21 protein-coding genes are annotated in these 18,362 nt (G+C 54.5%); 7 read left to right on the forward strand and 14 right to left on the reverse strand.

Annotated features, from left to right (window positions below; all coding sequences use genetic code 11):
* Nucleotides 1–93 precede the first annotated feature (93 nt).
* Nucleotides 94–1,080: a glutathione S-transferase family protein gene (locus H7R56_RS03310; protein WP_106927134.1), complete on the reverse strand. Its 987-nt coding sequence runs from the start codon at nucleotides 1,078–1,080 to the stop codon at nucleotides 94–96.
* 67 nt (nucleotides 1,081–1,147) lie between these two features.
* Nucleotides 1,148–1,540, reverse strand: a complete 393-nt coding sequence (locus tag H7R56_RS03315) for a DoxX family protein (RefSeq protein WP_106927133.1) — start codon at nucleotides 1,538–1,540, stop codon at nucleotides 1,148–1,150.
* A 273-nt stretch (nucleotides 1,541–1,813) separates the two neighbouring features.
* Here H7R56_RS03315 and H7R56_RS03320 point away from each other — a divergent pair, with 273 nt between their 5' ends.
* Complete coding sequence (locus tag H7R56_RS03320; RefSeq protein ID WP_106927132.1) at nucleotides 1,814–2,713, forward strand: Rpn family recombination-promoting nuclease/putative transposase; 900 nt, start codon at nucleotides 1,814–1,816, stop codon at nucleotides 2,711–2,713.
* Between the two features lie 6 nt (nucleotides 2,714–2,719).
* Here the strand turns inward: H7R56_RS03320 and H7R56_RS03325 are convergent, their stop codons facing one another.
* From H7R56_RS03325 to H7R56_RS03360, 8 genes are all read right to left on the reverse strand, one after another.
* Nucleotides 2,720–3,010, reverse strand: a complete 291-nt coding sequence (locus H7R56_RS03325) for a YqjK-like family protein (protein ID WP_106927131.1) — start codon at nucleotides 3,008–3,010, stop codon at nucleotides 2,720–2,722.
* Nucleotides 3,007–3,405, reverse strand: coding sequence for a phage holin family protein (locus H7R56_RS03330; protein WP_106927129.1), 399 nt, complete (start codon nucleotides 3,403–3,405; stop codon nucleotides 3,007–3,009). The genes H7R56_RS03325 and H7R56_RS03330 overlap by 4 nt, the downstream gene beginning before the upstream one ends.
* Nucleotides 3,406–3,407: 2 nt before the next feature.
* Nucleotides 3,408–3,713, reverse strand: coding sequence for an ElaB/YgaM/YqjD family protein (locus H7R56_RS03335; RefSeq protein ID WP_106927127.1), 306 nt, complete (start codon nucleotides 3,711–3,713; stop codon nucleotides 3,408–3,410).
* A 29-nt stretch (nucleotides 3,714–3,742) separates the two neighbouring features.
* On the reverse strand, nucleotides 3,743–4,111 hold the full coding sequence (locus H7R56_RS03340; RefSeq protein WP_106927125.1) for a DUF1090 domain-containing protein: 369 nt from the start codon (nucleotides 4,109–4,111) through the stop codon (nucleotides 3,743–3,745).
* Nucleotides 4,112–4,255: 144 nt separating this feature from the next.
* A complete protein-coding gene (gene mzrA / locus H7R56_RS03345) occupies nucleotides 4,256–4,636 on the reverse strand; it encodes an EnvZ/OmpR regulon moderator MzrA (protein WP_106927123.1) in 381 nt (126 codons plus the stop codon).
* Nucleotides 4,637–4,638: 2 nt separating this feature from the next.
* Complete coding sequence (gene yqjA, locus H7R56_RS03350; protein ID WP_106927121.1) at nucleotides 4,639–5,301, reverse strand: DedA family general envelope maintenance protein YqjA; 663 nt, start codon at nucleotides 5,299–5,301, stop codon at nucleotides 4,639–4,641.
* Nucleotides 5,302–5,604: 303 nt separating this feature from the next.
* On the reverse strand, nucleotides 5,605–6,381 hold the full coding sequence (exuR, locus tag H7R56_RS03355) for a transcriptional regulator ExuR (protein WP_106927119.1): 777 nt from the start codon (nucleotides 6,379–6,381) through the stop codon (nucleotides 5,605–5,607).
* Nucleotides 6,382–6,511: 130 nt separating this feature from the next.
* The gene (locus H7R56_RS03360) at nucleotides 6,512–7,816 is read right to left on the reverse strand and encodes an MFS transporter (protein WP_106927117.1); all 1,305 of its coding nucleotides are present in this window, start codon (nucleotides 7,814–7,816) and stop codon (nucleotides 6,512–6,514) included.
* A gap of 475 nt (nucleotides 7,817–8,291) precedes the next feature.
* Between H7R56_RS03360 and uxaC the strand changes: the two genes are divergently transcribed.
* From uxaC to H7R56_RS03375, 3 genes are all read left to right on the forward strand, one after another.
* Nucleotides 8,292–9,704, forward strand: coding sequence for a glucuronate isomerase (gene uxaC, locus H7R56_RS03365; protein WP_106927115.1), 1,413 nt, complete (start codon nucleotides 8,292–8,294; stop codon nucleotides 9,702–9,704).
* A 15-nt stretch (nucleotides 9,705–9,719) separates the two neighbouring features.
* Nucleotides 9,720–11,207 (forward strand): UxaA family hydrolase, encoded by a 1,488-nt coding sequence (locus H7R56_RS03370; RefSeq protein WP_106927113.1) that lies wholly within the window; start codon nucleotides 9,720–9,722, stop codon nucleotides 11,205–11,207.
* A gap of 84 nt (nucleotides 11,208–11,291) precedes the next feature.
* Nucleotides 11,292–11,843, forward strand: coding sequence for a YgjV family protein (locus H7R56_RS03375; RefSeq protein WP_106927111.1), 552 nt, complete (start codon nucleotides 11,292–11,294; stop codon nucleotides 11,841–11,843).
* 20 nt (nucleotides 11,844–11,863) lie between these two features.
* Here H7R56_RS03375 and sstT read toward each other — a convergent pair whose 3' ends face one another.
* The 4 genes from sstT to H7R56_RS03395 all read right to left on the reverse strand — a co-directional run bounded on the left by sstT (nucleotide 11,864) and on the right by H7R56_RS03395 (nucleotide 16,194).
* On the reverse strand, nucleotides 11,864–13,111 hold the full coding sequence (gene sstT / locus H7R56_RS03380) for a serine/threonine transporter SstT (protein WP_106927109.1): 1,248 nt from the start codon (nucleotides 13,109–13,111) through the stop codon (nucleotides 11,864–11,866).
* Between the two features lie 282 nt (nucleotides 13,112–13,393).
* The gene (locus tag H7R56_RS03385) at nucleotides 13,394–14,362 is read right to left on the reverse strand and encodes a TerC family protein (protein ID WP_106927107.1); all 969 of its coding nucleotides are present in this window, start codon (nucleotides 14,360–14,362) and stop codon (nucleotides 13,394–13,396) included.
* Between the two features lie 272 nt (nucleotides 14,363–14,634).
* Complete coding sequence (locus tag H7R56_RS03390; RefSeq protein WP_106927105.1) at nucleotides 14,635–15,621, reverse strand: Gfo/Idh/MocA family protein; 987 nt, start codon at nucleotides 15,619–15,621, stop codon at nucleotides 14,635–14,637.
* Nucleotides 15,622–15,693: 72 nt separating this feature from the next.
* Nucleotides 15,694–16,194, reverse strand: a complete 501-nt coding sequence (locus H7R56_RS03395) for a M48 metallopeptidase family protein (RefSeq protein WP_106927103.1) — start codon at nucleotides 16,192–16,194, stop codon at nucleotides 15,694–15,696.
* An 83-nt stretch (nucleotides 16,195–16,277) separates the two neighbouring features.
* On the opposite strand from H7R56_RS03395, the gene rlmG reads away from it, so the two are divergent.
* From rlmG to H7R56_RS03410, 3 genes are all read left to right on the forward strand, one after another.
* Nucleotides 16,278–17,414 carry a 23S rRNA (guanine(1835)-N(2))-methyltransferase RlmG gene (gene rlmG, locus H7R56_RS03400; protein WP_106927101.1) on the forward strand — a complete coding sequence of 379 codons (1,137 nt, stop codon included), beginning with the start codon at nucleotides 16,278–16,280 and terminating at the stop codon, nucleotides 17,412–17,414.
* A 211-nt stretch (nucleotides 17,415–17,625) separates the two neighbouring features.
* Entirely contained in the window at nucleotides 17,626–17,943 is a 318-nt protein-coding gene (locus H7R56_RS03405; protein WP_106927099.1) for a type II toxin-antitoxin system HigB family toxin, read from the forward strand.
* Nucleotides 17,944–17,945: 2 nt separating this feature from the next.
* Complete coding sequence (locus tag H7R56_RS03410; protein WP_181358007.1) at nucleotides 17,946–18,362, forward strand: helix-turn-helix domain-containing protein; 417 nt, start codon at nucleotides 17,946–17,948, stop codon at nucleotides 18,360–18,362.

The raw sequence follows: 18,362 nt of genomic DNA on the forward strand, positions 1-18,362 counted from the left end.
AAGCGATCAAGCTAAGGATAGTCGCGAATGAAAATGAGGTAAATATTGATGAGGCGAATAAATTAGGGCGCCGATGGACGGCACCCTGAAGGTTTAGCGAAAACGAACGTCGCGACCGTGCGGCTGGTCCAGATCCTGCCACGGGCCAACCGAAATAATCCCGGTCGGGTTAATGGTCTTGTGGCTGCGGAAATAGTGATTGCGGATGTGGCCAAAATCGACGGTTTCCGCAATGCCCGGCATCTGGTAGATATCGCGCAGGAAGCCATGCAGATTGGGGTAATCGCTGATGCGGTGCTTGTCGCACTTAAAGTGGGTTACGTACACCGGATCGAAACGGATAAGCGTCGTCCACAGGCGGATATCGGCTTCGGTAAGCTGATTGCCGGTCAGGTAACGCTGCGTGCCGAGAATATTTTCCAGACGATCGAGCGAGATAAAGACCTTTTCCACCGCCTCATCGTAGGCTGCCTGGCTGGTGGCGAAACCGGCCTTGTAGACACCGTTATTGACCGTGTCGTAGATCCAGCCGTTCAGCTCGTCGATTTGTTCGCGTAGCGCCAGTGGATAGTAATCCCCCGCTTTGGCGCCCAGGGCATCAAACGCGGTGTTAAACATGCGAATAATTTCGGCAGATTCGTTGCTGACGATGGTTTGATTTTTCTTGTCCCACAGCACCGGCACGGTTACGCGCCCGGAGTAGGTCGGGTCGGCGTGCTGGTAGAGCTGATACAAAAACTGATGCTGATAGAGCGCATCACCGGTCGCCGCCGGGAAGTCCGCGTCGAAGGTCCAGCCGTTTTCCAGCATCAGTGGGTTAACGACGGACACGGAGATAAACGGCTCCAGCCCTTTCAGTTTGCGTAAAATCAGCGTGCGGTGCGCCCACGGGCAGGCGAGGGAAACGTACAGATGATAGCGATCTTTTTCGGCGGCAAAGCCACCGCTGCCGGTTGGGCCTGGCTCGCCGTCGGCGGTCAGCCAGTTGCGAAAGGCGGAGACTGAACGCTGGAAACGTCCGCCGGTGGATTTGGTGTCGTACCAGGTATCCTGCCAGACGCCGTCAATAAGTTGTCCCATCATGTTCTCCTTTAGATAGCAAAAGCGAGGAGATATCTCCTCGCTTTGTGTATTCAGTATAGTGCGCTTACCACTTTTTATTCAGCACGCGGTCGATGCTGAAGGCGCCCGGACCGGTGATGCCCAGCAGCAGGTAGCCGCCAGCGATGGTCAGGTTTTTCATAAACATCAGCGAGTTCATGCCTTCCGCAAAGTTGCTGTGGAAGATAAACGCGGTCAGTACCGTGAACGCCGCGGTGAACAGCGCGGTGGTACGGGTCAGGAAACCGAACAGAATGGCCAGACCGCCGCCAAACTCAAGCAGAATGGTCAGCGGCAGCAGGAACCCTGGGACGCCCATGGCTTCCATATATTGCTGTGTACCCGCATACCCGGTGATTTTGCCCCAGCCAGCCGTGATAAACAGAATTGGCATCAGAATACGAGCAACCAGGAAACCAGTATCTTCTAATTTTTTCATCTTACACTCCAGAGAACCTTGCGGGCAGTTAAACCATTTTATTGAGCATTTACACGTCGATAGCGCGTAGCTGCTGTCGATGAAGAGCAATATAACTGCGGTGTATGACAATTGTTAGCAAGGAAAACTGTTGAACTCCTTCAAAGAATCTGAGTAATGATGTACGACTCCGCAATTTTTCCCGAGCCGCTACGCAAAGAAGCACTTGTGCGATTGCGCCTTTCTGACCCTGGAGGATACTCGCGGCAGGCTGGTTATCAGGGACGAAACGCGATGGTGAACACCCCGCATGATGCACTCTTTAAGACCTTTATGTCGCATCCCGAGACGGTGGGCGATTTTCTGGGAATACACCTACCGGCAGAGCTGCTGGCCCTTTGCGACCTGAAAACGCTGAAGCTGGCGTCGGGGAGTTTTATTGATGAGTCTCTCAGGGCAAGCTATTCCGATGTGCTGTGGTCGCTGCAAACCTGCGACGGCGTGGGCTATGTCTATGCGCTGATTGAGCATCAGAGTTCGCCGGATAAGCATATGGCTTTTCGCTTAATGCGCTATGCCTTTGCCGCCATGCAGCGGCATCTGGAGGCTGGGCACGATACGCTTCCACTGGTGATTCCCATGCTGTTTTACCACGGAGAAAAAAGTCCGTATCCGTTCTCCATGCGTTGGCTGGATGCGTTTGCTGAACCCGAGGTTGCGCGGGTACTCTATGACGGCGTGCTTCCTCTGGTCGATCTCACCGTGCTGTCGGATGATGACATCATGGGGCATCGGCGTATCGCGCTGCTGGAGTTTTTACAGAAAAATATTCGCCGTCGCGATCTGATGGAGATGACGGAAAACCTGCTTAGGTTGCTGCGCGCGGGGTACACCACCGACAGCCAGTTCCGTGCGCTAATTCACTATCTGGCCGAGACGGGAAGAGCCACGCAGCCGGAGGCGTTCTTTCGACAGCTGGCGGGGGGGATGACGCCCCGTGAGGAGAAGATGATGAAAAAGAAACTGACGCTAATGGAGTGGGCTGAAATACAGCATGACGAGGGTAGAAATGAAGGTGAGCAGCAAACAACGCTGAAAATTGCCCGCGCCCTAATCAGCCACGGCGTTGCGCTGAAAACCATCGCGCAGACGACCGGGCTGTCGATAGAAGAACTGGCTGAAATAAACCGCTAGACGCCGTCAGACTGGCTTATGCAGCAGGCTTTTAACCATCCGCCATGTGCTCCAGACGCCAAGGCCACGACGCGCCCAGCGAACCAGAAAACGTGGGTGGCGCAGTGACACTACGGCCATGGCGCTGCTGGCGACCATCGCCCACGAGCGCAGGCTGACCAGCCGGCTCCAGCCACGGTCATAGATCTGCGTTGCGTTCAGCCAGTCGCGACGGCTGGCGCTGAGATCCAGCCGCTGCTGCTGAATCTGGCGCAGCAGCGCGGCCTTGCGCTGTTCGCGCTCCTGGCGTGGGCTCATGGTTCGTCGTTCTCCAGCAGGGTGCGATCGTTAGCGAGCTCGTGGCGCGTATGGCGCAGCAGCGTGGAGCGGCGCGCTTTACGCAGCGTCCAGATGCCGCCAATCAACGCCAGCAGCAGCAGCGTAACGGTGGTGGCAATCATCACGTGAAGCCGATATTGCGGGTCAACGGCCCACATTATCAGTACCAGCAGGCTCATCAGGCCGAAGGCAGTAAACAGCAGGGTTAACCCGGCCATCAACAGCAGCTGAATAAGGTTCGCTTTCTCCTCTTCCAGCTCAACGACGACCAGGCGCAGCCGCGTTTCAACCATCTGAACCAGCAGGGTGACGATGCGCTGGCCAATGCCGAGGACGTTTTTCCCCGGCCCCGGCGCGTGCTGAGAATCACTCATGCTTAGCGACGCGTCAGCAGTACGCCCAGCACCAGACCGACTGCGGCACCGATGCCCACGCCGGTCCACGGGTTTTCACGCACATAGCCATCGGCTTTAGCCGCCGCTTCGCGGGTTTGCTTCGCAATAGCATCCCCCGTTTCGCCCAGACGGTCACGGCTCTCTTTCAGCGCGCTTTCCGCTTTGCTACGCAGCTTACTCATCTCTTCTTTCGATTTATCGGTGGAAGCGTTCAGGACTTCTTCCAGGGTATCTGACAGGGCCTTCAGCTCTGCACGTAACTGATCTGAGGTTGAATCTTTCGCCATCGTCTCTCTCCTGTTTAGGTTCCACTTACTCAATACGCGCGGGATTCCAGCGCGTTAAGTTCTTTTTTGGCTTCCTGAAGCTTGTGCTCGCGTTTAGCCACTTTTTCCGCATCGCCGCTCTGTTTTGCTTCACGCAGATCGTGTTCGCGCTCGCGAATTTCGTCTTTCTGTTCGGCAATTTTTTCCTGATGGTCGGCGCGAAGCTTGCTGTCAGTACAGTTAGCTTTGACTTCGCTTAACGCCTTTTTCAGGCCGCTAATGCGGTTCTGATTGTTATGCTTTTCGGCATAACCAATTTCACGCTGAATGTCTTGCTCTTTTTCCTGACAGAGTGATGTTGCTGCTGCACTCGCACTAAGAGACGCGAGGGCGAGCGCAAAGACGATGCGGTATTTCATGTATGAATCTTCCATTTTGCGTAGTACATCTGGAATGTACTTTCCCAGTAAGTGAGCACCGCGATGGCGCTCACATTACTAAGCATAGTAAGTAAAAGGCGAAATGACCAAAGTAAGTGAAACTATTCAGATTCCTGGAAGTTTTTAGCCAAATCGGTGTGACGTATCGCGCAGCAGTGATAGCCAGCCCACGGGGTCGTTTTCTTCTTCCTGTAGCGAAACGACGTAGACGTGCGGCAGCGTGCTATCCAGCACGCGCTTCGCCGCAGCGCTTTGTTCGCTGGATTCAAAGGTGATCAGCAGCGAATCATTGTGCGGGGTGATGCTCTTAAAACGAATACCGTTGGCATCCAGATGGTGTGAGATAGAAAAACCATCGGGCATGCTGGACTGGCTCATCGGGCGAATCGCCAGCGTAGACTCTTCACGCTGCAGCGCGGCCCACATCCAGAGAAGCGCGCATAACAACAGCAGCACGCTCATGCTGAATGCAAACCGGCGAAGATGAATGCGGCTCGGCACCATAGTTAGCCTCGGTTACCGTATTTTTTCTTCCACACCACGACCAACGAACCGCACAGGCCAAAAATCAGCAGCGCCACTGGCAGCAGCATCAGGCAGGACATCAGTGCGTCTTCATACTTCTGGAACACCGGCGTTTTGCCCAGCAGGAAGCCCAGGGTGGTCAGAATCAACACCCACAGCAGGCCGCTCATCCAGTTAAAGAACTGGAAGCGTGCGTTGCTCAGGCCGGACAGGCCCGCGATGGTAGGAAGCAATGTGCGAACAAAGGCAATGAAGCGCCCTACCAGCAGTGCAGAGAGGCCGTGTTTGTGGAAAAGATGATGCGACCGCTGATGATAATGAGCGGGGAGGTGTGACAGCCAGTTCTGGACGACACGGGTATTACCTAGCCAGTTGCCCTGGATGTAGCCCACCCAGCTGCCGAGGCTGGCTGCAACCGTCAGCAGTATAATCGTCTGCGGGAAGCCCATTGCACCTTTAGCAATGAGAACGCCGACCAGCACCAGCAGGCTGTCGCCCGGCAGGAAGGCGGCCGGCAGCAGCCCGTTTTCCAGAAACAGGATCATAAATAAGACGAAATACAGCATGCCGATCATGGAGGGATTCGCGAGCGTCTCGAAATCCTGGCTCCATAAGGCATTTAAGAGTTGGGTTAGTAGTTCCATTCACGATTCCTGGTACTTCGATTAAGGTCATGCCTGAATGCGCTGCGATATCTTCTCTATTTCTATTTTAATAGCATCGCGGTAAATACGCGCTGAACAGTCCCTGTTTTGGCGAAATAATCTCAAACGGATTGTCGAAGCGACAAAATGCATTCAATTGTAACAAACGGTGCAGTTTTCCGTCATAGAAATTGCAATGTGTTGCTGTTTGATTTTGCGGTTTAGCGCGGGGAGAGGCTAGGGGATTTACAAAGGCTTACCCACACAGAATGTCGGGCAAGCCTCGTTGAACAACTGAGAGACTTATTTACCGCCGAGGGCGACGGTATCAAGGTGGACGACCGGGTTCTCAGCGAACAGATAGCGGTCGGCGTTGAATTCAAAATCATCGCTGGTTTCGTTGAACAGCATCAGCTTGGTATTTTCCAGATGCTGCCACATGGCCAGCTTCGCCGCGTGCGGGTCTTTGCGAATCAGCGCCTTGAGGATCTGATCGTGGTCATCGCACCAGTTATCGACGGTGCGGGCATCGATGTGGTCGTGCAGTTTTTTCCAGTACGGGTTATGCACCCGCTGGGTCCACATTTTTTCAACGATGGCGGCCAGCGCGGTGTTCTGAGTCGCCAGCGCAACCTGCACGTGGAACTGGAGATCCCACTCGGAGTCGCGGAAGCATTTCTCTTTGCGCGCCTTCTCCTGGATCTCCATCAGCTTCATGATGTCCTGCTTGGTGACCTGGGTGGCGGCAAATTCGGCGATATTGCTCTCAATGAGCTGACGCGCCTGCAGCAGTTCGAAAGGACCGTAGTTGGCAAATTCCAGATTTTCGTCCGGTGCCTGGTGGTGCTTCGGCTGATTAGAAATAACGTGGATGCCGGAGCCTTTACGAACCTCAACGTACCCTTCCACTTCGAGCATGATGATGGCTTCACGCACGACGGTGCGGCTGACGCTTTTTTCATCAGCAATAAAACGCTCAGCGGGAAGCTTGTCGCCCACAAGGTAAACGCCTTGCTCAATGCGTTCTTTTAGCTCAGCGGCCAGTTGCTGATACAAGCGACGTGCGTCGGCGATTTCCATATGCTCTCCAGGCAGGGTACGGCAGAATGAATTTGTTATACCACTTTTACGAGCAGCTAACCACAATTTGACATGAAAAAAGCCGCCTTGATCAAGGCGGCTTAGGAGAAAACCTACTTCGCTCGCAGACTTAGTTTTGCGTCGCCTGCTGAGCCGGACGGTTAGCGCCGGATTGACCGTCGTCAGCCTGTTTATTTTGCAGGACGGTCCAGATAACCACTGCGCCTAACAGGTCGAAGATAGCCAGTACGGCGAACAGCGGGCTGAAGCCAATGGTGTCGGCCAGGGCGCCAACGACCAGGGCAAACATGGTGCTTGCCATCCACGCCGCCATCCCGGTCAGGCCGTTTGCCGTTGCCACTTCGTTACGACCGAAGACGTCAGAAGAGAGCGTAATCAGCGCGCCGGACAGGGACTGGTGAGCAAAGCCACCGAGGCACAGCAGGGCGATGGCAATGTAAGGGCTGGTGAACAGACCGATCAGGCCAGGGCCAATCATCAGCAGCGCACCCATGGTTACAACCATTTTACGGGACACAATCAGGTTAACGCCGAACCAGCGCTGGAACAGCGGCGGCAGGTAACCACCGATAACGCAGCCGAGGTCAGCAAACAGCATCGGCATCCACGCAAACATCGCGATTTCTTTCAGGTCGAAGCCGTACACTTTAAACATGAACAGCGGGATCCAGGCGTTGAAGGTACCCCATGCTGGTTCTGCTAGGAAGCGCGGCAGGGCGATACCCCAGAAACGACGGGTCTGAATAATCTGCCACGGAGACATTTTCTTCGCGTTGTTGGTCTGGTGTGCTGCTTCCTGACCGCCAATGATGTATTCACGTTCTTCGTCGGTTAGTTTTTTCTGATCGCGTGGGTGTTTGTAGAATACCAGCCAGCACATTGCCCAGATGAAGCTCAGCGCACCGGAGATGATGAACGCCATCTGCCAGCTGTGCATCACGATAGCCCAGACCACCAGCGGCGGAGCAATCATGCCGCCGATAGAAGAACCGACGTTGAAGTAGCCGACAGCGATAGAACGCTCTTTTGCCGGGAACCACTCGGAGCTGGCTTTCAGGCCCGCAGGGATCATTGCGGCTTCAGCGGCACCTACCGCACCACGTGCGATAGCCAGTCCGCCCCAACTGCCTGCCAGCGCGGTTGCGCCGCAGAAAATAGCCCAGGCAACGGCGAAGAAGGCGTAGCCAATTTTGGTACCGAGGATATCCAGAACATAGCCGGCAACCGGCTGCATCACGGTGTACGCTGCGGAATAAGCAGCGATGATGTATGAATATTGCTGTGTGGAAATGTGCAGCTCTGCCATCAGCGTTGGCGCCGCTGCTGCCACGGTATTACGTGTCAGGTAGCCCAGCACGGTGCCCATCGTCACCAGTGCGATCATGTACCAACGTAATCCTTTAATTTTTCGCATGTAAACCTCATCGTGTTGTTATAACTGCGGGTCCTGCAGCCATCTTCCCGTTTGCTCGGAAGATGTCATTCTCGAAGGGCTTACCGTGGAAATGATCCCCGGTACGGCCCGAACTTGCCAGTAAATCAGCGTGCTTAATTCGGTATCCGTACCGCTCAATCAAGTGTCTGTATCGACCACCGCTAATGTATTCTGTCGCTCAATGTGTTTCGACGGAGGGCAAGATAACTTGTCATACAACTTTAAAAGGTGAATACCGTCACAAAAGAGGTATTTTCCATAGAGTTTAAGGGGTAGATAGGGCACACCAGGCGTGGCGCGGCTTGCAGCGTTGTTTTGGCGATTTTTATGTCATTTTTTGTCAAGGTTTATTGATCTAACTCACGAAAAAATCTTCGGTCTGGCGAAATTGGTGTGATAACTTTGTCTGCATTACAGATAAACATCTGACCCACTCGCTGAGAGGAAGACGATAATGACCCCGTTTATGACTGAAGATTTCCTGTTAGATACCGAATTTGCTCGCCGTCTGTACCACGACTACGCAAAAGACCAGCCGATTTTCGACTATCACTGCCACCTGCCGCCGCAGCAGGTTGCTGAAGACTATCGTTTTAAAAACCTGTATGACATCTGGCTGAAGGGCGACCACTACAAGTGGCGCGCGATGCGTACCAACGGCGTAGCAGAACGTCTGTGTACCGGCGATGCGTCTGACCGCGAGAAGTTTGACGCGTGGGCGGCGACCGTTCCGCACACTATCGGTAACCCGTTATACCACTGGACTCACCTGGAGCTGCGCCGTCCGTTCGGCATTACCGGTAAACTGCTGTCTCCGGCAACCGCAGGTGAAATCTGGGACGAATGTAATGAGCTGCTGGCGCAGGACAAATTCTCCGCGCGCGGCATCATGAAGCAGATGAACGTGAAAATGGTCGGCACTACCGATGATCCGATCGATTCTCTGGAGCATCACGCGACCGTCGCGAAAGACGGTTCCTTCGACGTGAAAGTGCTGCCGAGCTGGCGCCCGGATAAAGCCTTCAACATTGAACAAGCGACCTTCAACGACTACATGGCGAAGCTGGGTGAAGTGTCTGACACCGACATCCGCCGTTTTGCTGACCTGCAAACTGCACTGACCAAGCGTCTGGATCACTTCGCGGCTCACGGCTGTAAAGTTTCTGACCATGCGCTGGACGTTGTCCTGTTCGCGGAATCTAACGAAGCCGAGCTGGACAGCATTCTGGCCCGTCGCCTGGGCGGCGAAACGCTGAGCGAGCATGAAGTGGCGCAGTTCAAAACTGCCGTGCTGGTGTTCCTGGGTGCGGAATATGCTCGTCGTGAATGGGTACAGCAGTACCACATCGGCGCGCTGCGTAACAACAACCTGCGCCAGTTCAAACTGCTGGGCGCGGACGTTGGCTTTGACTCCATTAACGACCGTCCGATGGCGGAAGAACTGTCTAAGCTGCTGAGCAAACAGAACGAACAGAACCTGCTGCCGAAAACCATTCTTTACTGCCTGAACCCGCGCGATAACGAAGTGCTGGGCACGATGATCGGTAACTTCCAAGGCGAAGGTATGCCGGGCAAAATGCAGTTCGGTTCCGGCTGGTGGTTCAACGATCAGAAAGACGGTATGGAACGTCAGATGACGCAGCTGGCACAGCTCGGCCTGCTGAGCCGATTCGTCGGTATGCTGACCGATAGCCGTAGCTTCCTGTCTTACACCCGTCACGAATACTTCCGCCGTATTCTGTGCCAGATGATCGGCCGTTGGGTTGCTGCGGGCGAAGCGCCTGCCGACATCCAACTGCTGGGTGAGATGGTGAAAAACATTTGCTTTAACAATGCGCGTGACTATTTCGCCATTGAATTGAACTAAGGTCTGGGTGAAGGTATGCAATACATCAAGATCCATGCGCTGGATAACGTCGCGGTAGCGCTCGCTGATTTGGCTGAAGGAACCGAAGTCACCGTTGACGGTCAGGTGGTCACCTTGCGCCAGGCGGTGTCCCGTGGCCATAAATTCGCCTTATGCAATATTGCGAAAGGTGAAAACGTCATTAAATACGGTTTGCCAATTGGTCATACGCTGGTGGACGTCGCGGCGGGTGAGCATATTCATGCCCATAACACGCGCACCAATCTGAGCGACCTGGACACGTATCGCTACCAACCGGATTTCCAGGCCGAAGTCGCCCAGCCAGCCGATCGCGACGTGCAGATTTATCGCCGCGCAAACGGTGAGGTTGGGGTACGTAACGAACTGTGGATCCTGCCGACCGTCGGCTGCGTTAATGCGATGGCGCGCCAGATGCAGAACCGTTTCCTGAAAGAGACCAATGACGCCGAAGGTATCGATGGCGTGCATCTCTTCAGCCACACTTACGGCTGTTCGCAGCTGGGCGACGACCATATCAACACCCGTACCATGCTGCAAAATATGGTGCGTCATCCGAACGCGGGTGCGGTGCTGGTGGTGGGCCTGGGCTGCGAAAATAACCAGGTAGATGCGTTCCGCGAAACCCTTGGCGAGTTCGATCCTGAGCGCGTTCACTTCATGGTCTGCCAACACCAGGAAGACGAAGTGGAAGCCGGGATCGAACATCTCCATCAGCTGTACAGCGTGATGCGCAATGATAAGCGCGAGCCGGGCAAACTGAGCGAGCTGAAGTTTGGTCTGGAATGCGGCGGGTCTGACGGCTTGTCCGGTATTACCGCCAACCCGATGCTGGGCCGTTTCTCTGACTACGTGATTGCCAATGGTGGCACCACCGTGCTGACCGAAGTGCCGGAAATGTTCGGTGCCGAGCAACTGCTGATGGATCACTGCCGCGATGAGGCGACCTTCGAGAAGCTGGTGACCATGGTCAATGACTTCAAGCAGTACTTCATTGCTCATGACCAGCCCATCTACGAGAACCCATCGCCGGGTAACAAAGCAGGCGGGATCACCACGCTTGAAGATAAATCGCTGGGCTGTACGCAAAAAGCGGGCTCCAGCCAGGTGGTTGACGTGCTGCGCTACGGCGAGCGTCTGAAAACCCACGGCCTGAACCTGCTGAGCGCACCGGGCAACGATGCGGTTGCCACCAGCGCGCTGGCGGGCGCGGGCTGCCATATGGTGCTGTTCAGCACCGGCCGCGGCACGCCTTACGGCGGCTTTGTGCCTACGGTGAAAATCGCCACCAACAGCGAGCTGGCCGAGAAGAAGAAACACTGGATCGACTTCAACGCCGGCCAGCTGATTCACGGTAAAGCGATGCCTCAACTGCTGGAAGAGTTCGTTGACGTTATCGTCGACTTCGCCAACGGCAAGCAGACCTGCAACGAGCGCAACGACTTCCGCGAGCTGGCTATCTTTAAGAGCGGCGTCACATTGTAATCAAAGTGTGATCTGATACGATAAAACGGCGTTTCATCTTTTGAAGCGCCGTTTTTTTATGCTTGTTTAACAAGGACCCCCTCCATGACTGCGTATTGGCTTGCCCAGGGCGTAGGCGTTCTGGCGTTTTTGATTGGTATTACCACCTTTATCAACCGCGATGAACGACGCTTTAAATTTCAGCTGTCTCTCTACAGCGCTACGATTGGCGTGCACTTCTTTTTGATGGGGGCATTTCCCGCCGGAATGAGCGCCGAGCTGAACGTCATTCGTACCATTATTTCGGTCTATACGCGTCGTATCTGGGTGATGTTTGTGTTTATCGCGCTGACGTTGATCCTGGGGCTGGGCAAACTTCAACACGCCATGGAGCTGCTGCCGATTGCCGGTACCGTTGCCAGCACCTGGGCGCTGTTCCGCTGTAAGGGGCTCACGGTACGCAGCGTGATGTGGTGCTCTACCGCCTGCTGGGTAATCCACAACTTCTGGCTTGGTTCGATTGGCGGCACGCTGATTGAGGGGAGTTTCCTGGTGATGAACGGGCTGAACATCATTCGCTTCTGGCGCATGCAGCGCAAAGGCATCGATCCGTTTAACGTCGAGAAGAAAGTGCAGGAAGAAAACCCCTCCGCCTGACGGCAAAGGGGCTGGTGTGATTAGCTGCGCAGCGCGTTTTTCGCCAGACGCTCGTCTTCCGCCTGACAGGCTGCCGCGGTAAACAGTACGTCGGTTGACGAGTTCAGCGCGGTTTCACAGGAATCCTGCAGGACGCCGATGATAAAGCCCACGGCAACGACCTGCATGGCCACATCGTTCGGAATACCGAACATGTTACAAGCCAGCGGGATCAGCAGCAGGGAACCGCCCGCTACGCCGGAAGCGCCGCAGGCGCACAGTGAGGCCACGACGCTCAGCAGCAGCGCGGTCGGCAGATCGACCGGAATACCGAGGGTATGCACGGCCGCCAGCGTCAACACGGTAATGGTGATAGCGGCACCGGCCATATTGATGGTTGCACCCAGCGGGATGGACACGGAGTAGGTGTCGCGGTCGAGGTTCAGTTTTTCGCACAGGCTCATATTGACCGGAATATTGGCCGCTGAGCTACGGGTAAAGAAGGCGTAGACGCCGCTTTCACGCAGGCAGGTCATCACCAGCGGGTAAGGGTTGCGGCGAATCTTCCAGAACACCAGCAGCGGGTTAATGACCAGCGCAACCAGGAACATACAGCCAATCAGTACCAGCAGCAGCTGTGCGTAGCCCCACAACGTGCTAAACCCGGTCGTGGCCAGCGTCGAGGCCACGAGACCGAAGATCCCCAGCGGCGCAAAGCGAATCACCACCTTCACGATAAAGGTCACGGCATGAGAGATGTCGTTGATTAAATTCTTCGTGGTTTCATTCCCATGGCGCAGGGCGAAGCCAAGGCCGACCGCCCATACCAGAATACCGATGTAGTTGGCGTTAAGCAGGGCGGCAATCGGGTTAGATACCATGCTCATCAGCAGGCCGCGCAGCACCTCAACGATGCCGGAAGGCGGTGCAATATCTTCTGCTGCCGCGCTGAGGTGTAGCGTAGACGGGAAAAGGAAGCTGAACAAAACGGCCGTTAATGCCGCGGCAAACGTCCCCAGCAGATAGAGAAACAGAATGGGGCGGATATTGGTTTTTTGCCCCTGCTGATGGTTAGCAATAGAGGCCATAACCAGCATCAGTACCAGCACCGGCGCAACCGCCTTCAGCGCGCCAACGAACAGCGTGCCCAGCAGCCCAGCGGCCTCGGCGGCAGGCTTGGAAACGACAGCGAGAAGTACGCCCAGGATCAAACCCACCAGAATTTGTTTCACCAGGCTACCAGCCATCAGTACACGCAAAAATCCGGGAAGCGAGGATTTTGTTGTCATTTATGCATTCCTTAATGTGATGTGTCGTGTCTTTCCAGTGACGTATTATTTGTTACGTTTATGTCTGGATGTAAAAAAATGTTTGCCAGATCGAGTATAAGGAAAGTCGTCGTTTGGGGAAGTACAAAATGCTGGAATTTACGCCATGCGTCATATTTTTTAACCAATAATTCACATTTCGTGACGCCAATCGCGTACAAAAGAGGGGCAGGGCGAGGCGTTCACGCCGGGGGATGTGGTAGGAGATATCCCCGGCATCGCAGTGCTCTGCCGGGGACGCCATTACAGGGCTTTATTTTTTATATCATGGCGATGGTTAACCCACGCATTGATCAGGAGCGTAACGACCAGGATCCCACCCACGACGCCGAGTGAGATGGCGATAGGGATATGGTAGAACTCGACGATCAGCATCTTGATGCCGATAAACACCAGGATCACCGCCAGACCGTACTTCAGCATCGAGAAGCGCTCTGCTACGCCCGCCAGCAGGAAGTACATCGCACGCAGGCCGAGGATAGCGAACAGGTTCGAAGTCAGTACGATAAACGGATCGGTGGTGACGGCAAAGATGGCCGGGATGCTGTCGACCGCGAAGATCACATCGCTCAGTTCGACCAGAATCAGCACCAGCAGCAGCGGCGTGGCAAACAGTACGCCGTTCTTACGCGTGAAGAAGTGCTCGTTTTCGATTTTGTCGGTCATGCGCAGATGCCCGCGCAGCCAGCGTACCAGCGGTTTGTCGCCGATGCCGCCTTCGTCTTCTTTTGCCAGCGCCATCTTGATGCCGGTGAACAGCAGAAACGCGCCGAACACGTACAGCAGCCATTCAAACTGGGAAATCAGCCAGCTTCCGGCGAAGATCATGATGGTACGCAGCACAATCGCGCCAAGCACCCCGTAGACCAGCACCCGACGCTGCAGCGCCGCAGGCACCGAGAAGTAGCTAAACAGCATCAGCCAGACGAAGACGTTGTCCACTGCCAGCGATTTTTCGATCAGATAGCCGGTGAGAAACGCCAGCGCCTGTGGATCGGCGACCGCGCGCCCCTGGGTTTGCACCAGATACCACCAGAATGCGGCGTTAAACAGCAGCGAGAGGGTAACCCAGACCAGCGACCAGCTTGCCGCCTGCTTCATTGACATGGTGTGAGCGCCACGGCGCCCCTGTAATAACAGATCGATGGCAAGCATGATCACCACGACGACAGCGAATCCGCCCCAGAGCAACGGTGTGCCGACAGTATTCATAGAAATTTCCTTACGCATAAAAAAAACGGCTAACGTCAGAAGACGATAGCCGCTGCTTTTTTATGCATAGACCTCGCCTTCCGGCAAGGTCTCACTTACAACAAAAAAAGAATGCGCTGACGCATTCCTTTTTCGTTGCCCGGCGACCGGATACGGTTTTGCACGTATCGTAATGACGATCCACCGACAAGGAAGTTACTCCCCTTTGCACGTAACAAAATATGACAGGCCATTGATTTCGTCAATGGCCGACAATATCCGTTTACGTTGCTTTACGCAGCAGGCGCATCCGCCGGGAACACGACGCCGGTCTGGCGACGAATTTCGGTCTGAACTTTGGCGGTAATACGGCTGACTTCAAGCCCCGGGTGGTCCACTTCGTTGTTTTCGACCAGCCGTGCAAACGCCTCGGCTTCATACAGCATAGTATTAATATGCTGCGGCTGGCTAAGATCCTGCGCTTTGCTGCCGCGCGGCACGAAGGAAACCTTCTGGCACTCGGAGATTTTCTCAATCACCAGCGCGCCCGCTTCCCCCTGGATTTCGCTCGGCAACGTGGAATCGCTGACTTTCGAGTGCTGTAACGTCACGCTGAAGTCGCCGTAGTCCATCACCACCACGCCGTGGGCGTCTACGCCGCTGTCCAGCAGGCTTGCTGAAGCCTGAATCTGCTTTGGCTCGCCCCACAGCGCAATGGCCGAGGCCAGGCAATAAAAGCCGATATCCATAATCGAGCCGTTCGAGAAGGCCGGGTTAAAGGTGTTTGGGTTTTCGCCATCAAGGTAGCGCTGGTAGCGTGAAGAGTACTGGCAGTAGTTGATGAACGCTTTACGAATCTGCCCCAGCTTCGGCAGCGCCTGCTGAAGCTGCTGGAAGTTTGGCAGACTGGCGGTTTTAAACGCTTCGAACAGCACCACCTGGTTTTCGCGCGCAGCGGCAATGACCCGCTCGGCTTCGTCAATATTGGAGGCCAGAGGCTTCTCGCAGATAACGTGCTTTTTATGTCGCAAGAATAGCTCGGTCTGTGGAGCGTGGAGCGAGTTTGGGCTGGCAATGTACACCGCATCAATATCGTCGCTCTGCGCCATAGACTCCAGCGAGGTGAAAAGGTGCTCAACGGGATAATCATTGGCGAAGCTTTGCGCCTGCTCAAGGCTGCGGGAATAAACGGCGGTCAACTTATACTTGCCGGTCTCATGGGCGGCATCGACAAACTGGCGGGTGATCCAGTTTGTTCCAATCACAGCGAAACGTATCATAAACGCCTTCAGGCTCCATAAAGGGATTCTTTGGTCAATGTACCATGCCTTTATGACAATGCCAGTGCCCGACTACGCAGTTTCCTTTAGCGAAAGGTGCGTCAGCCACAGACGAGTATCAAACTCCAACTGATGGTACTGCGGCTCCATATGACAGCACAGCTGATAGAAGGCCTTGTTGTGATCCTTCTCTTTCAGGTGCGCCAGCTCGTGCACCACGATCATCTTCAAAAAGGCTTCCGGGGCGTTGCGGAACACGGTCGCGACGCGAATTTCCGCTTTCGCTTTCAGTTTGCCGCCCTGCACGCGCGACACGGCGGTATGCAGCCCGAGCGCGTTCTTCAGCACGTGGATCTTATTGTCGTACATCACTTTATTGATCGGCGGTGCGTTGCGCAGATATTGGCTTTTGAGATCCTGTGTGTACTGCCAGAGGGCTTTGTCGGTGGCGAAATCATGCGTGCCCGGGTAGCGCTTTTCCAGCACCGCCCCCAGGCGCTGCTCCGCAATCAGCGTACGTACCTGAGAAAGCAGATGCTCGGGATAGCCCTGGAGGTAAGTTAGTTGGTTCATCTTTGCCCATGCCAATCATAAAAAGTGTATACTCACGCACCCTTTTCAGGGATACGCCGAAATTTTACCATTCAGGAGGGCCGATGAGCCACACAGACAACGGTTTCCGTTCACTGACACTTAAACGTTTCCCGGAGACGGACGACGTTAACCCGCTGCTGGCGTGGGAAGCGGCAGATGAATATCTGCTGCAACAGCTGGACGATACCGAGATTAGCGGCCCAGTGCTTCTCCTGAATGATACTTTTGGCGCGCTGGCCTGTGCGCTGGCGGAGCACACGCCATACAGCATTGGCGACTCCTACCTGAGCGAACTGGCAACGCGTGAAAACCTGCGCCATAACGATATCGCCGAATCGAGCGTGAAATTCCTCGATAGCACCGCGGAGTACCCGCAGGCACCGGGCGTCGTACTGATTAAAATTCCGAAAACCATGGCGCTGCTGGAACAGCAGCTGCGCGCGCTGCGCGACGTGGTGACGCCACAAACGCGGATTATCGCCGGGGCTAAAGCCCGTGATATTCACACTTCCACGCTGGAGCTGTTTGAAAAAGTGCTTGGCCCGACGACGACCACGCTGGCGTGGAAAAAGGCGCGTCTGATTAACGGTACTTTCACCAGGCCTGAACTGGCTGAAACCGCGCAAACGCTGAGCTGGAAGCTGGAAGGCACCGATTGGACCATTCACAACCACGCTAACGTTTTCTCCCGTACCGGGCTGGATATTGGTGCGCGCTTCTTTATCGAGCATCTGCCGGAAAACCTCGAAGGGGAGATTGTTGACCTGGGCTGCGGCAACGGCGTGCTGGGCATGACGCTGCTGGCGAAGAACCCGGAGGCTAGCGTGGTATTCGTTGACGAATCACCGATGGCGGTGGCGTCAAGCCGTCTGAACGTGGAAACCAACCTGCCGGACGCGCTGGACCGCAGTGAGTTTATGATCAACAACGCGCTCTCCGGCGTCGAGCCGTTCCGCTTCAACGCCGTGTTCTGTAACCCGCCGTTCCACCAGAAGCACGCGCTGACTGATAACATCGCCTGGGAGATGTTCCATCACGCCCGTCGCTGCCTGAAGATTAACGGCGAGCTGTATATCGTGGCCAACCGCCATCTCGATTATTTCCACAAGCTGAAGAAGATCTTCGGTAACTGCGAAACCATCGCCACGAACAATAAGTTTGTGATTCTGAAGGCGGTGAAGCTGGGCCGTCGTCGTTAAATAGCTAAATATCGGTGCCGGACAAGACATGAACGTCTTATCCGGCCTGGTTCTGGAATCGTGTTCGCAAACGATAAATTCTCCCCGTTATCCCCCCTCCTTCTCTTGTTATCTCTGGCGTATCGTCACGTTGATTCCTACAAGGTCATGAGTTGCCAAATTGGCAACTCATGTTATTATGTTGCCAATTTGTCAACGGACGTGATAAAGAATGCATCTGATATCAATGGCTGCAATTGACGAGGGATGTGGCAGATTTCCCCAGTTTGCGAAAGAAATTAAGCTGTTAGGTAAGGTGATTGCGAAAGCAAACTGTCCAACGCCAGAAGCGTTGAGGGCATTTTATCCCTCATTGGATAACTTCAAATATCTTGATAAACACTATGTTGTGAACATTGCTAACAACAATATCAGGGTGATTGCGTTGATTTTTTTCGAAAGCCAGAAGTTTTATATCCGGCACATTTTTAACCACGCTGAGTACGATAGGTTCACAGATAAACACAGAACGAAGGGGAATAAATCATGATTATGATGACGGCAAAAGCCCTGAAAGCCACAAAAACGCTGGTTGCTGAAATTCCTCTTCTGGGAGATAACCCCACAGAGGCCGATCATCGTGACGCACTGGAACTGCTGGCTGAACTGCTGATGGACGACCCAACAAATCCGTTGGTTGATCTACTGTGCGTTCGCATCCGTGCGTATGAGGACAACCAGCCGAAATTACGTGCGTTACGTGAAGAGATTGAGGCTATTCCCACGGGCATCGCGATTTTGCGAACCCTGATGGAGCAGCATAAACTGACGCTTTCCGATTTTGCCGATGAGATTGGCAGCAAGTCGATGGTTTCACGCGTACTCAGCGGTCAAAGAAAATTAACGCTGGATCATGTCAAAAAGCTGGCCGCTCGATTTGGCATTTCACCCGCGTTATTTATTGATTAA

The organism is Klebsiella sp. WP3-W18-ESBL-02, from assembly GCF_014168815.1.
GTDB classification, from domain to species: domain Bacteria; phylum Pseudomonadota; class Gammaproteobacteria; order Enterobacterales; family Enterobacteriaceae; genus Kluyvera; species Kluyvera ascorbata_B.

What these genes read in the sequence shown, in the direction of transcription:
- uxaC (WP_106927115.1), top strand. Translation starts at nt 8,292, where the DNA reads ATGACCCCGTTTATGACTGAAGATTTCCTGTTAGATACCGAATTTGCT.
- H7R56_RS03390 (WP_106927105.1), bottom strand. Translation starts at nt 15,621, where the DNA reads ATGATACGTTTCGCTGTGATTGGAACAAACTGGATCACCCGCCAGTTT.
- H7R56_RS03370 (WP_106927113.1), top strand. Translation starts at nt 9,720, where the DNA reads ATGCAATACATCAAGATCCATGCGCTGGATAACGTCGCGGTAGCGCTC.
- H7R56_RS03375 (WP_106927111.1), top strand. Translation starts at nt 11,292, where the DNA reads ATGACTGCGTATTGGCTTGCCCAGGGCGTAGGCGTTCTGGCGTTTTTG.
- H7R56_RS03315 (WP_106927133.1), bottom strand. Translation starts at nt 1,540, where the DNA reads ATGAAAAAATTAGAAGATACTGGTTTCCTGGTTGCTCGTATTCTGATG.
- H7R56_RS03320 (WP_106927132.1), top strand. Translation starts at nt 1,814, where the DNA reads ATGGTGAACACCCCGCATGATGCACTCTTTAAGACCTTTATGTCGCAT.
- H7R56_RS03405 (WP_106927099.1), top strand. Translation starts at nt 17,626, where the DNA reads ATGCATCTGATATCAATGGCTGCAATTGACGAGGGATGTGGCAGATTT.
- sstT (WP_106927109.1), bottom strand. Translation starts at nt 13,111, where the DNA reads ATGACAACAAAATCCTCGCTTCCCGGATTTTTGCGTGTACTGATGGCT.
- H7R56_RS03330 (WP_106927129.1), bottom strand. Translation starts at nt 3,405, where the DNA reads ATGAGTGATTCTCAGCACGCGCCGGGGCCGGGGAAAAACGTCCTCGGC.
- H7R56_RS03310 (WP_106927134.1), bottom strand. Translation starts at nt 1,080, where the DNA reads ATGGGACAACTTATTGACGGCGTCTGGCAGGATACCTGGTACGACACC.
- H7R56_RS03395 (WP_106927103.1), bottom strand. Translation starts at nt 16,194, where the DNA reads ATGAACCAACTAACTTACCTCCAGGGCTATCCCGAGCATCTGCTTTCT.
- H7R56_RS03385 (WP_106927107.1), bottom strand. Translation starts at nt 14,362, where the DNA reads ATGAATACTGTCGGCACACCGTTGCTCTGGGGCGGATTCGCTGTCGTC.
- H7R56_RS03410 (WP_181358007.1), top strand. Translation starts at nt 17,946, where the DNA reads ATGATGACGGCAAAAGCCCTGAAAGCCACAAAAACGCTGGTTGCTGAA.
- H7R56_RS03325 (WP_106927131.1), bottom strand. Translation starts at nt 3,010, where the DNA reads ATGAGCCCACGCCAGGAGCGCGAACAGCGCAAGGCCGCGCTGCTGCGC.
- rlmG (WP_106927101.1), top strand. Translation starts at nt 16,278, where the DNA reads ATGAGCCACACAGACAACGGTTTCCGTTCACTGACACTTAAACGTTTC.
- exuR (WP_106927119.1), bottom strand. Translation starts at nt 6,381, where the DNA reads ATGGAAATCGCCGACGCACGTCGCTTGTATCAGCAACTGGCCGCTGAG.
- mzrA (WP_106927123.1), bottom strand. Translation starts at nt 4,636, where the DNA reads ATGGTGCCGAGCCGCATTCATCTTCGCCGGTTTGCATTCAGCATGAGC.
- H7R56_RS03340 (WP_106927125.1), bottom strand. Translation starts at nt 4,111, where the DNA reads ATGAAATACCGCATCGTCTTTGCGCTCGCCCTCGCGTCTCTTAGTGCG.
- yqjA (WP_106927121.1), bottom strand. Translation starts at nt 5,301, where the DNA reads ATGGAACTACTAACCCAACTCTTAAATGCCTTATGGAGCCAGGATTTC.
- H7R56_RS03360 (WP_106927117.1), bottom strand. Translation starts at nt 7,816, where the DNA reads ATGCGAAAAATTAAAGGATTACGTTGGTACATGATCGCACTGGTGACG.
- H7R56_RS03335 (WP_106927127.1), bottom strand. Translation starts at nt 3,713, where the DNA reads ATGGCGAAAGATTCAACCTCAGATCAGTTACGTGCAGAGCTGAAGGCC.